Annotated in this window: 11 protein-coding genes and 1 pseudogene; 5 read left to right on the top strand and 7 right to left on the bottom strand. The window is 71.6% G+C overall.

All coding sequences use genetic code 11. The annotated features are described in order from the left end of the window. Window positions 1-83, bottom strand: a pseudogene (locus MKK49_RS21120) (IS5/IS1182 family transposase); the annotation flags it as partial. 475 nt (window positions 84-558) lie between these two features. Continuing rightward, on the bottom strand, window positions 559-2,124 hold the full coding sequence (locus tag MKK49_RS21125) for a class I SAM-dependent methyltransferase (protein WP_244031852.1): 1,566 nt from the start codon (window positions 2,122-2,124) through the stop codon (window positions 559-561). A gap of 227 nt (window positions 2,125-2,351) precedes the next feature. Here MKK49_RS21125 and MKK49_RS21130 point away from each other — a divergent pair, with 227 nt between their 5' ends. Together MKK49_RS21130 and MKK49_RS21135 are read left to right on the top strand one after the other, a co-directional pair. Then, on the top strand, window positions 2,352-3,362 hold the full coding sequence (locus tag MKK49_RS21130; RefSeq protein WP_244031853.1) for a P1 family peptidase: 1,011 nt from the start codon (window positions 2,352-2,354) through the stop codon (window positions 3,360-3,362). 162 nt (window positions 3,363-3,524) lie between these two features. Then, window positions 3,525-4,760, top strand: coding sequence for an oxalate decarboxylase family bicupin (locus MKK49_RS21135; RefSeq protein ID WP_279595689.1), 1,236 nt, complete (start codon window positions 3,525-3,527; stop codon window positions 4,758-4,760). 13 nt (window positions 4,761-4,773) lie between these two features. Here the strand turns inward: MKK49_RS21135 and MKK49_RS21140 are convergent, their stop codons facing one another. Together MKK49_RS21140 and MKK49_RS21145 are read right to left on the bottom strand one after the other, a co-directional pair. Continuing rightward, window positions 4,774-5,049 (bottom strand): hypothetical protein, encoded by a 276-nt coding sequence (locus tag MKK49_RS21140; protein ID WP_244031855.1) that lies wholly within the window; start codon window positions 5,047-5,049, stop codon window positions 4,774-4,776. A gap of 20 nt (window positions 5,050-5,069) precedes the next feature. Further along, a complete protein-coding gene (locus MKK49_RS21145; protein WP_244031856.1) occupies window positions 5,070-5,276 on the bottom strand; it encodes a hypothetical protein in 207 nt (68 codons plus the stop codon). A 391-nt stretch (window positions 5,277-5,667) separates the two neighbouring features. Here MKK49_RS21145 and MKK49_RS21150 point away from each other — a divergent pair, with 391 nt between their 5' ends. Beyond that, window positions 5,668-7,302, top strand: coding sequence for an ATP-binding protein (locus tag MKK49_RS21150; protein WP_244031857.1), 1,635 nt, complete (start codon window positions 5,668-5,670; stop codon window positions 7,300-7,302). A 22-nt stretch (window positions 7,303-7,324) separates the two neighbouring features. Here MKK49_RS21150 and MKK49_RS21155 read toward each other — a convergent pair whose 3' ends face one another. Next, window positions 7,325-7,891: a superoxide dismutase family protein gene (locus MKK49_RS21155; RefSeq protein ID WP_244031858.1), complete on the bottom strand. Its 567-nt coding sequence runs from the start codon at window positions 7,889-7,891 to the stop codon at window positions 7,325-7,327. Between the two features lie 305 nt (window positions 7,892-8,196). Here MKK49_RS21155 and MKK49_RS21160 point away from each other — a divergent pair, with 305 nt between their 5' ends. Beyond that, on the top strand, window positions 8,197-8,790 hold the full coding sequence (locus tag MKK49_RS21160) for a hypothetical protein (protein WP_244031859.1): 594 nt from the start codon (window positions 8,197-8,199) through the stop codon (window positions 8,788-8,790). 99 nt (window positions 8,791-8,889) lie between these two features. Here the strand turns inward: MKK49_RS21160 and MKK49_RS21165 are convergent, their stop codons facing one another. Beyond that, a complete protein-coding gene (locus MKK49_RS21165; protein ID WP_056097434.1) occupies window positions 8,890-9,123 on the bottom strand; it encodes a hypothetical protein in 234 nt (77 codons plus the stop codon). Between the two features lie 360 nt (window positions 9,124-9,483). On the opposite strand from MKK49_RS21165, the gene MKK49_RS21170 reads away from it, so the two are divergent. After that, complete coding sequence (locus tag MKK49_RS21170; RefSeq protein ID WP_244031860.1) at window positions 9,484-10,482, top strand: NAD-dependent epimerase/dehydratase family protein; 999 nt, start codon at window positions 9,484-9,486, stop codon at window positions 10,480-10,482. Window positions 10,483-10,510: 28 nt separating this feature from the next. Here MKK49_RS21170 and dxs read toward each other — a convergent pair. Further along, a partial coding sequence (gene dxs, locus MKK49_RS21175; RefSeq protein WP_244031861.1) for a 1-deoxy-D-xylulose-5-phosphate synthase occupies window positions 10,511-12,481 on the bottom strand: 1,971 nt, incomplete at its 5' end.

The raw sequence follows: 12,481 nt of genomic DNA on the forward strand, positions 1-12,481 counted from the left end.
GGCCGGCCCGTGCGCGGCTTCTGCGGAGGCAGCAACGGGGCGATCTGCTCCCACTGCGCATCAGTCAGTTCGTAACGTCGCATCCCGACAACATGGGGGCGATCACCACGCCCGTGAACCCTTTGCAGAGACGCCCTAGCCGAGTCGCCGAGGCCGTGAAGACATCGTGACGAAACGGATCGGCCTCGACGCGGGGCCGGGCCGGGGGACGCCGGGAGACCGGCTAAACTTACCAAAACGTGGTTTCGCGGCGTCCCGCGTCTCCCGTTTCCTGGCCATCCCCCGCGCCGGACCCGGCGGCGGGGCCGCAACCGTGCGCGACGGGTTCCCTGTCCTGGCAGGCGCCCGGATGCCGCCCCGCGCCGGGGCGTCATACGGTTTCCGCTTGATCAGGTCGGTGAGGCGGTGAAACGCGGGTCCCCACACCTTCCAGGAGAGGGACAGGGTGAGGTGTGGGACCTTTTCGGAGAGTTCGCACACCTCACCCCAACCCTCTCCTTCCAGGAGAGGGAGCACCGATGCGACCGTTCGATCCGACGTGATCAACCGGAAGAGGTATCAGGCGATCCCGAGCTGGCGGAACACCGGCAGGCGGGTGGCGACGAACGTGTCGTAGCGCTCGCGCAGGTCGGCGAGGTTGGCCTCGGCGCCATCGAGCGGCTTGCCGTCCTTGACGAGGCGCTGCCCTTGAGCCTGCAGCACCGCCCAGGCCCGCTGCACCGGATCGACGCCCGCCGCCTGGGCCGAGAGGAACAGCTGCGCCATGCGGTCGGCCGGGACGCCGCTGCCGGTGACCGGCGAGGCGAGGAACTGGAGCTCCTCCGAGGCCTCGGCCCGCTTCATCACGGCGGCGTTGAAGGCCCGGGTGCGCTTCAGGCGCGCGGCCTCGTCCTTGGCAGGTTCCTTGGCGGGTTCCTTGGCGGGTTCCTTGCCCGACGGGCACGGCTGGACGTGGCCCGAGCCGACGAGGATGCCGAACGCCTCCATGAGCTTGCCCCAGTCGAGGGCCTTCACCGACGGGTCGGCGAAGATCGCCTGCACGGTGGCCGGGCCGCGGGCCAGCACGTCGAGGATCGGGCGGTAGACCTCCTCCTGCAGCTGCGCCTCGCCCAGACTCCCCTGAACCTTCAGGGCGACCTCGGCGCGCGGCGTCGACAGGGCGAAGCGCAGATGGGTCCAGATGGCGCGGGAGGACGGCACCGTGTGGGGCAGGGCGCCCTTCACGTAGACGTCCCGGCGGAACTGCTGGTTGACCATGTAGTCGCGCAGGGTCTCGCGCCGCACGGGATCGGCGCAAGCCTTCAGGATCGCCTGCTGCTCGGCGTTGAGGTTGATGGCGTCGACCCCCTCGAGCAGGGCCGCCGAGCCCACATAGGTCAGCTTGGCCTCGGCCAGTTCGGCCGCCACGTCGGCGACGTAGAACGGCGTCCAGTCGCGGTTGAAATACTCGTGCGCGAGGTAGCTGCGCGGCAGGGCCTTCAGCTTGTCGAAGCGCGGGGCGAGCGCCGGGTTCTGGGTGAAGTACGAGGCCTTGGCCTCGCGCATGGATTCGGCGAAGGCCACGGCCTCGTCGATGCGCGGGATGATCGGGCCCGTGCGGGTGCCGGCGTGGTCCGTGAGCAGGCGGCGCAGCGGCATGGCCGCCGCCCAGCCCGGCAGGGTGTTGTAGCTGATGTAGACGATCCCGCCGGGCTTCAGGCGGCGGCGGAGGAATTCGACGATGTGGGCCCGGTTCTCCGGGCTGATCCAGCTGTAGATGCCGTGGAGCGCGATGACGTCGAAGGACGCCGGCAGGGCGGGCTCGTGGAGGAACTCCGCAAAGCTGTGGTCGTAGAAGTGGACGTTGGGCGTGCCGGCCTCGGCCGCCAGCGCCCGGGCGCCGGCGATCTGGGCCGGGTTGAAGTCGGTGGCGTGGAACTCGATCGCAGGGTTTGCCGCCGCCAGGAGGTTGGTGGAGACGCCCTGGCCGCAGCCGAGCTCGCAGTAGGTCACGCGCCCGTCGAGGTCCGGCCCGCGCTGGCCCCGGGTCAGCAGGACGAAGTTCAGCAGGGCCGGGGTCAGTTCGCGATAGAAGCCGTGGGTGTAGCCGATATCGGCGACGTAGCCTGCCGTCCACGTGGTCATGTCGAACTCCGAAAGGCGATGCCTGAACTGTGTCGGCCCGGCGCGAAGGGGCGGCGCGATCGTGCGATCCCACCTCGGCGCCTCCGCTCTAGCTAGTGGAGCGGATGATGCCTACCCGTGCGCCGGTCAAGAATCGGCCGGCCCCCGGTTGCACTTGCGCGGGGCGGCCCCTCGCCGGGGACCGCCCGCCGTGCGACGTGTCTCCGATCCGCCATCGGAAAACACGCATGAGCCTCAACCGCATCACCGACATCCAAGGCCTGCGCGTCGGCCACGCCGAGGATCTGCGCCTCGGCAGCGGCGTCACGGCGATCGTCTTCGACGCGCCCGTGGTGGCCGGCATCGACGTGCGCGGCGGCGGGCCCGGCACCCGCGAGACCGACCTCCTCGACCCGGAGCGGACCGTGGAGCGCATCGACGCGATCGTGCTGTCGGGCGGCTCGGCCTTCGGCCTCGACGCGGCGGCCGGAATCATGGCGGCGCTCGCCGAGGCCGGGCGCGGCTTTGCCGTGGGCCCGGCCCGGGTCCCCATCGTGCCCGGCGCCGTCCTGTTCGATCTCCTCAACGGGGGCGACAAGGATTGGGGGCGGTTCCCGCCCTACCGCGACCTCGGCTACGCGGCGGCGCGGGCGGCCGCCGTCGATTTCGCCCTCGGCTCCGTCGGGGCCGGCACGGGGGCGACCACGGCCAACCTCAAGGGCGGGCTCGGCTCGGCCTCGGCGGAGGTTTCCGGCTTGACCGCGCGGGTCGGCGCCCTCGCCGCCGTCAACGCCTTCGGCCGGGTCACCGTGGGGGACGGGGCACAGTTCTGGGCCGCGCCCTACGAGGCCGGCGACGAGTTCGGAGCCTTGGGCTTTCCGCGCCACATGCCGCCCGAGGCCTTCGACTGGCCGCGCAAGCACGCGGATCTGGCCGGCGCCAGCACGACGCTCGCCGTCGTTGCGACCGACGCGATCCTCACCAAGGCCCAGGCAAGGCGCCTCGCCGTGATGGCCCAGGACGGCCTCGCCCGGGCGATCCACCCCGTCCACACGCCCCTCGACGGCGACGTGGTCTTCGCCGTGGCGACGGGCCGGGTGCCGCTGGCCGACCCCGTCGGCGACCTCGCGCGCCTCGGCGACGCCGCCGCCCGGACCCTGGCGCGGGCCGTCGCCATCGGGGTCTTTTCCGCGACGTCCCTGCCGGGCTTCGACCGGATGCCGCCGGCCTGGACCGAGTGCTTCGGGCGCGGCGGCTGAGGGCGGCTGACGCGCGAAACCGTGATCGGCCGTTCGGAACGCGGTCCGGGTCCGGGCCATTGCCCGGCCGGAGTCCCACATCACCCATCCGATCGTGGCGGGCTCCCCATGGCCGATCCGGCCCCATCCGGGGATCGGCCCGAACGCCTCACGCGAGACCCCATGACCGATCTCTCCCGCCGCAGCCTGATCGCCGCCGCCACAGCCGGCGGCGCCCTGATGGGTTCGACCGCCCGCGCCGCCAACCAAGGTGTCCCCCCGGGCGGCGTCACCCCGGAGCGCGGGACGGAGGGGGCCCCGATCCTCGGCCCGCGCAACCCGGCGCGCGAGGCGCAGGACCCGTTCACGGTGCGGCCGCCGAAGACCGACCACGGCACCATGCCCAATCTCAAATGGTCGTTCGCCGACAGCCACATGCGCCTGGAGGAGGGGGGCTGGGCCCGGCAGACCACCGTTCGCGAACTGCCGGTCTCGAAGGCCATGGCGGGGGTGAACATGCGCCTCAAGGCCGGAATCGTGCGCGAGATGCACTGGCACAAGGAGGCGGAGTGGTCCTACATGCTTCAGGGCCGTGCCCGCATCACCGCCATCGACGCGCGAGGGCGCACCTTCGCGGACGATGTCGGCCCCGGCGACCTCTGGTACTTCCCCTCCGGCATCCCGCACTCGATCCAGGCCCTGGAGAGCGACGGCACCGACGGCTGCGAATTCCTCCTCGTCTTCGACGACGGCGCCTTCTCGGAGGATTCGACCTTCCTCCTCACCGACTGGCTCGCCCATACCCCGAAGGACGTGCTCGCCAAGAATTTCGGGCTGCCCGAGAGCGCCTTCGCCCATCTCCCGGAGAAGGAACTCTACATCTTCCCCGCCCCGATGCCGGGGCCGCTGGCGGGGGACAAGATGGGCGGGGCCGGCCCGATCCCCGAGACCTTCAGCCACCGCATGCTGGCCCAGGAGCCGATCCGCACCCGGGGCGGCACCGTGCGGATCACGGATTCGACGGTCTTTCCCGCCTCCAAGACCATCGCGGCGGCCCTGGTCGAACTCGAACCCGGCGCCATGCGCGAGCTGCACTGGCACCCCAACGGCGACGAGTGGCAGTTCTACATCGCGGGGGAGGGGCGCATGACCGTGTTCGGCTCCGAATCGAAGGCGCGCACCTTCGACTACCGGGCCGGGGACGTGGGCTACGTGCCCTTCGCCATGGGCCACTACATCGAGAACACCGGCCCGGGCACCCTGACCTTCCTGGAGATGTTCCGGACGCCGACCTACGCCGACATCTCCCTGCGCCAATGGCTCGCCCTCACCCCCCACGCCCTGGTGGCGGCGCATACGGGGATCGACCGGGCGCTCATCGATCGCCTGCCGCAGAAGAAGGACCCGGTGGTGGGGTGATCTGGCCGCCCGCTCAGACGTCCGCCTTGGCGTCCGCGATGAGGGAGGCCAGCCCCGCATCGACCTCGGCGCCGAGCATCGCCCGCTCGGCGTCGGTGAGGTCGGCGGCCCAGCCGCGCTGCCCGAACCCCTCCACGCATTTGGCCCGCTCGGCCGTGAGGTAGGCCTCCGTCTCGGCCGGCTGCGTCCGCATGGCGTGGACGAGGCCGAACCAGGCGGCGCGCTCCACCACGGCGAGGCGGGCGCGCAGGCGGATCATCACCGCGCGGTCGGGGGCGACATCGTCCATAACGGCTTCCTGTCGAACGCTCAGCGCCGCGGTTCGCAGCGCGTCTTCACGTAGGTGTCCCGGTCGTTGCCGTGACCCGCATTGGCGGCGAGCACCGGCCCCTGCATCAGGCATTCCTGAAGGGTGTGGGCCGGACCGGTGATGATGTCGAGCGCCGTCTCCCGCGAGCAATCGGGGGCCTGGACGGTGGAGGCGCAGACGAGGGCGACGACGAGGACTGGGTTCATGGCGAGTGACCTAGATCGCGTGCCCGGTGCGGCAAGGCCCGGACGCCCCCGACCCTGCAGGGAAATGCCGGATCTTTCGCCGCACCCGCCCGACGCGTCGTGTCCATACGGGAATCCGACGTCTCGATCATGCTTCATTCCTGGTTTGTTCGGTCGAATGAGCGCACTATCCAGCAAAGATCATTATCCTAGGTTTTTTGGCCTAAGATTAAAGTCATGGTGTGGCAGGGTTCGCGCGAGGGCATGTGGGACAAACAAGGAACGAAGGGGAACGCGTCTGTGGACGCCTGGCGCGCGGCCCGATCCGGACCCGCCCCCCGCGTGTTAAGATTTATCTGCGAAAGCCAGCAGGCGCGGGACGGGTCCTGTGCGTAGGGCAACCGGAGCGGGCATGAGCGTCGGCATCGAGATGGGACTGAGCATGGGGCCGGGCGCGGAGCCCGCCCGCCTCGACCTCGAGGAATTGCTGGCGACCCGTCTCCTCGTCCAGGGCAATTCGGGCTCGGGCAAGTCGCACCTCCTGCGCCGCCTCCTTGAGCAGAGCGCCGGATCGGTCCAGCAGGTCATCGTCGACCCCGAGGGCGACTTCGTCACCCTGGCGGAGGCCTACGGCCACGTGGTGGTGGACGGCGCCCACGGCGAGGCCGACCTCCAGGCCATCGCCGCGCGGGTGCGCGCCCACCGGGTCTCCGTGGTGCTCACCCTGGAGAGCCTCGACATGGAGGCGCAGATGCGCGCGGCGGCCGCCTTCCTCGGCGGCCTGTTCGAGGCCGAGCGCAGCCACTGGCACCCCGTCCTCGTCGTCGTCGACGAGGCGCAGATCTTCGCCCCCGCCGCCGCCGGCGACGTCTCGGACGAGGCGCGGAAAGCCTCGCTCGGCGCCATGACCAACCTCATGTGCCGGGGGCGCAAGCGGGGGCTGGCCGGCATCATCGCCACGCAGCGCCTCGCCAAGCTCGCCAAGAACGTCGCGGCGGAAGCCACGAACTTCCTCATGGGCCGCACCTTCCTCGACATCGACATGGCGCGGGCCGCCGACCTCCTCGGCCTCGACCGCCGCGGCGCCGAGCGGTTCCGCGATCTGGCGCGCGGCGAGTTCGTGGCGCTGGGGCCCGCCCTCAGCCGCCGGCCCCTGGCCCTGCGCATCGGCCCCGTCACCACCTCGGCGCGCTCGGGGTCGCCGAAGCTCGTGCCCCTGCCGGCCCCGGCCGACGCGGACCTGCGCGCCCTCATCCTCACCCGCTCGGCCGAGGACAGCGGCCCGGCCTGGGCGCCGGCGCCCCGCACCCCGCCGGTGCCGCGCGCGACCCCGGCCGACCTCATGCGCGAACTCAGCGCCTACCGGCCCGAACCCGTCGAGGCCCCCGAGCCCTTGAGCGAGGAGGAGATCCGCGCCGGCTGCGACGCGGTCCTGCGCGGCATCGCCGCCGACCCGGATGCGGGCGGCCAGCCCGTGGCGGTGGTGTATCAGGACTTCCTCGTGCGCTGCCGGATGCGCGGCCTCGACGGCGAAGCGATGAGTCTCGCCACTTTCCGCCGCCGCCTCGGCGTCGCCCGCGCCGGACTCGACGCGTCCGAGCCGGCGGAGGCCGACGGGCGCTGGGACGAGGCGCAGGCCGCCGCCGCAGCCCTTCCCGACGAGGTCCAGGGGCTGTTCCTCATGCTCGCCCGCGCGGCTTTGGCCGGCGAGCCGTGCCCCGGCGACGAGGCCCTGGCGCGGGCCATCGGCAGCCGCTCGCCCGGCCGGGCCAAACGGCTGCTCGCCTATGTCGAGACCCGGGGCACCATCGTGTGCCGCATGGATTATCGCGGCAACCGCGTCGTCGCCCTGCCGTCCCTCAATTGCGAGACGGCGCCGGGCGACCCCAAGGCCCCGGCGGGCGAGGGCAAGACTCCGTCAGGCGAGAGTAAGACCCCGGCGGGGGAGGTGAAGGGGGCAGAGGCGCGGGCTGCGCCCGAGGCCAAGCCCGCCCCCGCCGCGGCCCCGCCGATGCTCGATATGCCGGGCTTGTTCGCGGCCGAGTGATCCCGGCCGCGACTCCGTCGTCCTACTTGATCACCGCGCAGGCGATGCGCGGGCCGGCGCCGCCGATGGGTTGGGTGGCGTGGTCGTCGGGGTTGGCGTGGATGATGAGCGCCGAGCCGTCGCCGTCCTTCAACCCGCCCTCGCCCGTGAGCGGCGTCTCGCTCGACACCTCGGCGTTCACCGAGCCGTCGGCGTTGGCGAAGACGTTGGGCAGGTCGCCCTCGTCCGGGCCCTCGGGGTTGAGCAGGCCGTGCTTGCTCTGGTCGTGGTTCACGTGGGCCTTCGACTTCTCGAACTTCTCCGTGTCCGAACAGTCGCCCACCGCGTGGAAGTGGATGCCGTGCCAGCCGGGCGGCAGGCCGCCGGCCTGGATCGTCACCCGCATCACCAGGGTGTTGGCCCCGTCGCGCAGGGCGATCCGGCCGATGGCCTCGCCCTTGCCGTTCTGGATGTCGGCCTCGAAGGCCTGGGGTGCGGCCGGCGCGGCGGCGGGCGCCGGCGGTGTCGCCGGTTGCGGCGGCGTCCCCTGCGCGTGGGCGGCGCCCGCGGTCAGGGCCAGAACGGGGATGATCGACAGGACGCGTCTCATGGAATGGCTTTCCTCTCCACGCCGGGGGGCGCTGCTGAGCCTCAACGAGGCAGGGGCCGGGTCGATCCGGGACCGTACGATAAGTCCCTCGCGGGGCACGACGTCCCCTCGCGGGGCATGAAGTCCCTTGCGGGGCATGCCGCTCCGGCCGCCGTCGCGCAAGCGGTTCGCACCCCGCCACGCGCGCACCGGCCTGTGGACGTCGCGTTGAGACTTCCTTAAGGTTTCATCCGATCCGGGCCGGGAAACGTCTTCGATTCGCGTGACCCCGCTCCGCGAGGGCCGGGACCGATCGGGAGAGCCTCATGTCCGCCCAGACCCGCTTCGTCGCCCTGATGGCCCTGTGCTGGGCCGGCGCCGCCACGGCGCAGACAGCCCCCGCCGATCGGGCCTGGACCGATCCCCCGGCGCGGGGCGCCGTGGCGCCGCCCGCCGCCCGGCCCGCGCCCGAGGCGCCGAAGGTGGCCGAGACCCCGAAACCTCATGCCAAGTCCTCTGCCGCCAGGTCCTCTGCCGTCAAGTCCTCCACCAAGCCCCATAGGGAGTCCCGGGCCGCCGCGCGCGTCCCGAAGACGCGGGTGACGGCAGCCCACCGCCGGTCCGTCGTCACGGTTCGGACCCTTACCCCGACCGATCCGGGCGTGCGGAGCGCGCCCGTCCGCATCGTCCATGCCCAGGCTTCCCCCGCGCACGCCGCCGCGCGCGCCCGGCCGGTCGCCTACGGCTTCATCGCGCCGCCCCCGCCGCCCGATGCGTTCAGGGAGGACCCGCGCGCCAGGCGCATCCGGCAGGCCGAGGCGGCCGGCTACCTCGTCGTGCGCCGCAGCACCGTCGCCGCTCCCGATGGCCGCCTCCTCTACGGCTATCGTCCCTACGAGTCCGATGATTTCGACGATTGATCCTCTTGCCTATTGATCCTCTTGCCTGTTGACCGCGCATGAAAAACCCCCGACGGGTGACCCGGCGGGGGTGAGGACGGTCGGCGATGTCGGCCGGGCTCAGCGCAGGCGGCCGGGGCGGGCGGGCTCGAACACGATGCGGCGGTGGAAGGCGCACCAGCTCTTGCCGTCCGACACCGGGGCGCCGCAGCACACGGCGCGGTCGTTGGGCTCGCCGATGATGAACTTGCACACGAACGCACCCGACTGCGCGAAGGGAACCCGCAGCGAGGCGGACGGCTCGGCGATCGCATCGGCCTCGCCGACCTGGGACATGCGGACAAGCTGGTTCATGGTTGGGTTCGACTCGCGGAATAGAGAGTGTCGCGGGCCTGGGCCCGTCGGGAAGATCGGAGGCGCGCGCCGCGTTCCGATGGTTCGTCCCGTCCCGTCGCGGCCTTGCGGACGACGCAGGGGCGTTGGGGGGGCGGACCGGCGGGAGTGGGGCAGGCGAGACGCGCTCACGTCATGCTGCTGTTATATATGGCGTTCTTCACCCTGCAAACAAGTCCTTCTGCGTATGCCTGCCCCGGGATGGCTGAATGGCGGGCGGGCGGCGCGGTTTCTTGAGGTGCGGCGGCACGCGGGATAGGGCATTCCTCCACCCGTCAGATCCGCACCACCCTGCGGCCCGGCCCTACCTTGGGAGATCCGATGCGCGTCCTCGTGACCGGCAGCGCCGGCTTCATCGGCTATCACCTTGGCCGCCGTCTCCTGGCGGCGGGCCATGCCGTCACGGGGCTGGACGGGTTCAGCGACTATTACGATGTCGGTCTCAAGCGCGCCCGCCACGCCCTCCTGGCGCAGGCTCCATCCTTCGAGGCCGTGGAAGGGCGCCTGGAGGAGCCCGGCCTGCTCCTCGACACCATGACGCGGGTGCGGCCCGACATGGTGGTACATCTCGCCGCGCAGGCCGGCGTGCGCCACAGCCTCGAGAATCCGGGTGCCTACGTCCAGGCCAACATGGTCGGCACCGCCAACCTCATCGAGGCCGTGCGGGCCCATCCCGTGCGCCATCTCCTGTTTGCCTCGACGAGTTCGGCCTATGGCGGCAACGCCCAGATGCCGTTCCGCGAGACCGACCGGGCGGTGTCGCCCCTGACCCTCTACGCCGCGAGCAAGCTCGCCGGGGAGGCGATGCTGCATGCCTACAGCCACCTCTTCGCCATCCCCACCACGGCGTTCCGGTTCTTCACCGTCTACGGCCCGTGGGGGCGGCCGGACATGGCCCTGTTCCTGTTCACCCGTAAGATCCTGGGCGGCGAGCCCATCGAGGTGTTCGCCGGCGGGGCGGCCGAGCGCGATTTCACCTACGTGGACGACCTCGTGGCGGCCATCGCCCGCCTGATGGACATCCCGCCCGGCACCGGTCCCGCGGGGGATTTCGATACCCTGAGCCCGGTGGCGCCCTACCGCCTCGTCAATATCGGCGGCGGCCGGCCCGTGCGCCTCGATGCGATGATCGATGCCCTGGAGGCGGCCCTGGGGCAGCGGGCCGAGCGGGTGCTGAAACCCCTGCCGCCGGGGGACGTGGCCCGCACCCACGCGAGCACGGAGCTCCTGCGCGCCCTCATCGGCACCGTGCCGGAGACGCCCCTGTCGACGGGAATTCCGGCCTTCGTGGACTGGTACCGGTCGTACTACGGCGCCTGAGCCCCCGACGGACCGGGGGCGGCGCGGGTCAGCGCTGGGTCTGGCCGACGCTGACGAGCTTGGCCGGGCCCCGCACCTTCCGCTCGGGGAGGGTTGCGCGGACGGTCTGTGCGATGGAGTCCGCGTCGAGGCCGGCTTCCTTGTACATGGCGTCGGGGGAATTGTGGTCCTGGTAGGTGTCGGGGAGCGTCAGGGTCCGCACCCGGACGCGGCCGGCATCGAGGGCGCCCGTCTCGGCCAAGAGATGCAGCACCATGGCGCCGAAGCCGCCGACCGAGCCCTCCTCCAGGGTGATCAGCACCTCGTGGGTCGCGGCCAGATCGAGGATCATGCCCGCGTCGAGGGGCTTGGCGAAGCGCGCATCCGCCACGGTCACGGCGATGCCCTCGGCCTCCAGGGCGTCGGCCGCCTTGAGCGCCTCGGAGAGACGCGTGCCGAGCGACAGCAGCGCCACCCGCGCGCCCTCGGGCCGGCGCACCATGCGGCCCTTGCCGATGGGCAGCACGTCGCCGCGCTCGGGCAGGTCGACGCCCACACCCTCGCCGCGCGGGTAGCGCAGGGCGATCGGGCCGGAATCGTGGGCGTGGCAGGTCGCCACCATGTGGACCAGTTCGGCCTCGTCGGAGGCCGCCATCACGGTCATGTTCGGCAGGCAGCAGAGATAAGCAAGATCGAACGCGCCGGCATGCGTCGCGCCGTCGGCGCCGACGAGCCCCGCCCGGTCCATGCAGAACCGCACGGGCAGGTTCTGCAGGGCGATGTCGTGCACGACCTGGTCGTAGGCCCGCTGCAGGAAGGTCGAGTAGATCGCCACGAACGGCTTGTAGCCCTCCGTCGCGAGGCCGCCCGCGAAGGTCACGGCGTGCTGCTCGGCGATGCCGACGTCGAAGGTCTTGTCGGGGTGGGCTTTCCCGAAGAGATCGATGCCGGTGCCGCCCGGCATCGCCGCGGTGATGGCCACCACCTTGGGGTCGGCGTCGGCGCACCTGATCAGGCTCTCGCCGAACACCCGCGTGTAGGCCGGGGCGTTGGGCTTGGCCTTGGCCTGCACGCCCGAGAGCACGTCGAACTTGACGACCCCGTGGTAGCGGTCGGCGGAGGCTTCCGCCGGGGCGTAGCCCTTGCCCTTGCGGGTGACGACGTGGAGCAGGATCGGGCCCTGCTCGGTGTCGCGGACGTTCTTCAGGATCGGCAGCAGGTGGTCGAGGTTGTGCCCGTCGATGGGCCCGACGTAGTGGAAGCCCATCTCCTCGAACATGGTGCCGCCGCCGACCACCAGCGAGCGGGCGTATTCCTCCGCCGCCGCCGCGCGCTGGTAGAGCGCCTTGGGCAGCAGCTTGCCGAGCTGCTTGGCCGTCTCGCGTAAAGAGCGGTAGGTGCCGCCCGAGGCCAGGCGCGCGAAGTAGGCCGACATCGCTCCCACCGGGGGGGCGATCGACATGTCGTTGTCGTTGAGGATGACGATGAGGCGCGAGTGCAGGGCGCCGGCGTTGTTCATGGCCTCGTAGGCCATGCCGGCCGACATCGAGCCGTCGCCGATCACCGCGATCATGTTGCGGCGCTTCAGGGGCGGCTGGCCCTTGGCCTTCGCCTCCGCCACGTCGAGGTCGCGGGCCACCGCCATGCCCAAAGCCGCGGAGATCGAGGTCGAGGAATGGGCCGCGCCGAACGGATCGTAGACGCTCTCCGAGCGCTTGGTGAAGCCCGACAGGCCGCCGGGCTGGCGCAGGGTCCGGATGCGGTCGCGGCGTCCCGTGAGGATCTTGTGCGGGTAGGCCTGGTGGCCGACGTCCCAGACGATGCGGTCGTCGGGCGTGTCGAACACGTGATGCAGCGCCACCGTCAGCTCGACCACCCCGAGCCCGGAGCCGAGATGCCCGCCCGTCACCGACACGGCCTCGATCATCTCCGCCCGCACGGCCTCCGCCACCGCCGGAAGATCGCTCTCCGGAAGAAGGCGAAGCGCGGACGTCTCGGACAGTCCGTCCAGAATCGAGGT

This window comes from Methylobacterium sp. J-090, assembly GCF_022829345.1.
Taxonomy (GTDB): domain Bacteria; phylum Pseudomonadota; class Alphaproteobacteria; order Rhizobiales; family Beijerinckiaceae; genus Methylobacterium.

Bases quoted from the DNA above. Each gene is read 5' to 3' on its own strand.
- MKK49_RS21125 (WP_244031852.1), bottom strand. From the start codon at position 2,124: ATGACCACGTGGACGGCAGGCTACGTCGCCGATATCGGCTACACCCAC.
- MKK49_RS21130 (WP_244031853.1), top strand. From the start codon at position 2,352: ATGAGCCTCAACCGCATCACCGACATCCAAGGCCTGCGCGTCGGCCAC.
- MKK49_RS21135 (WP_279595689.1), top strand. From the start codon at position 3,525: ATGACCGATCTCTCCCGCCGCAGCCTGATCGCCGCCGCCACAGCCGGC.
- MKK49_RS21140 (WP_244031855.1), bottom strand. From the start codon at position 5,049: ATGGACGATGTCGCCCCCGACCGCGCGGTGATGATCCGCCTGCGCGCC.
- MKK49_RS21145 (WP_244031856.1), bottom strand. From the start codon at position 5,276: ATGAACCCAGTCCTCGTCGTCGCCCTCGTCTGCGCCTCCACCGTCCAG.
- MKK49_RS21150 (WP_244031857.1), top strand. From the start codon at position 5,668: ATGAGCGTCGGCATCGAGATGGGACTGAGCATGGGGCCGGGCGCGGAG.
- MKK49_RS21155 (WP_244031858.1), bottom strand. From the start codon at position 7,891: ATGAGACGCGTCCTGTCGATCATCCCCGTTCTGGCCCTGACCGCGGGC.
- MKK49_RS21160 (WP_244031859.1), top strand. From the start codon at position 8,197: ATGTCCGCCCAGACCCGCTTCGTCGCCCTGATGGCCCTGTGCTGGGCC.
- MKK49_RS21165 (WP_056097434.1), bottom strand. From the start codon at position 9,123: ATGAACCAGCTTGTCCGCATGTCCCAGGTCGGCGAGGCCGATGCGATC.
- MKK49_RS21170 (WP_244031860.1), top strand. From the start codon at position 9,484: ATGCGCGTCCTCGTGACCGGCAGCGCCGGCTTCATCGGCTATCACCTT.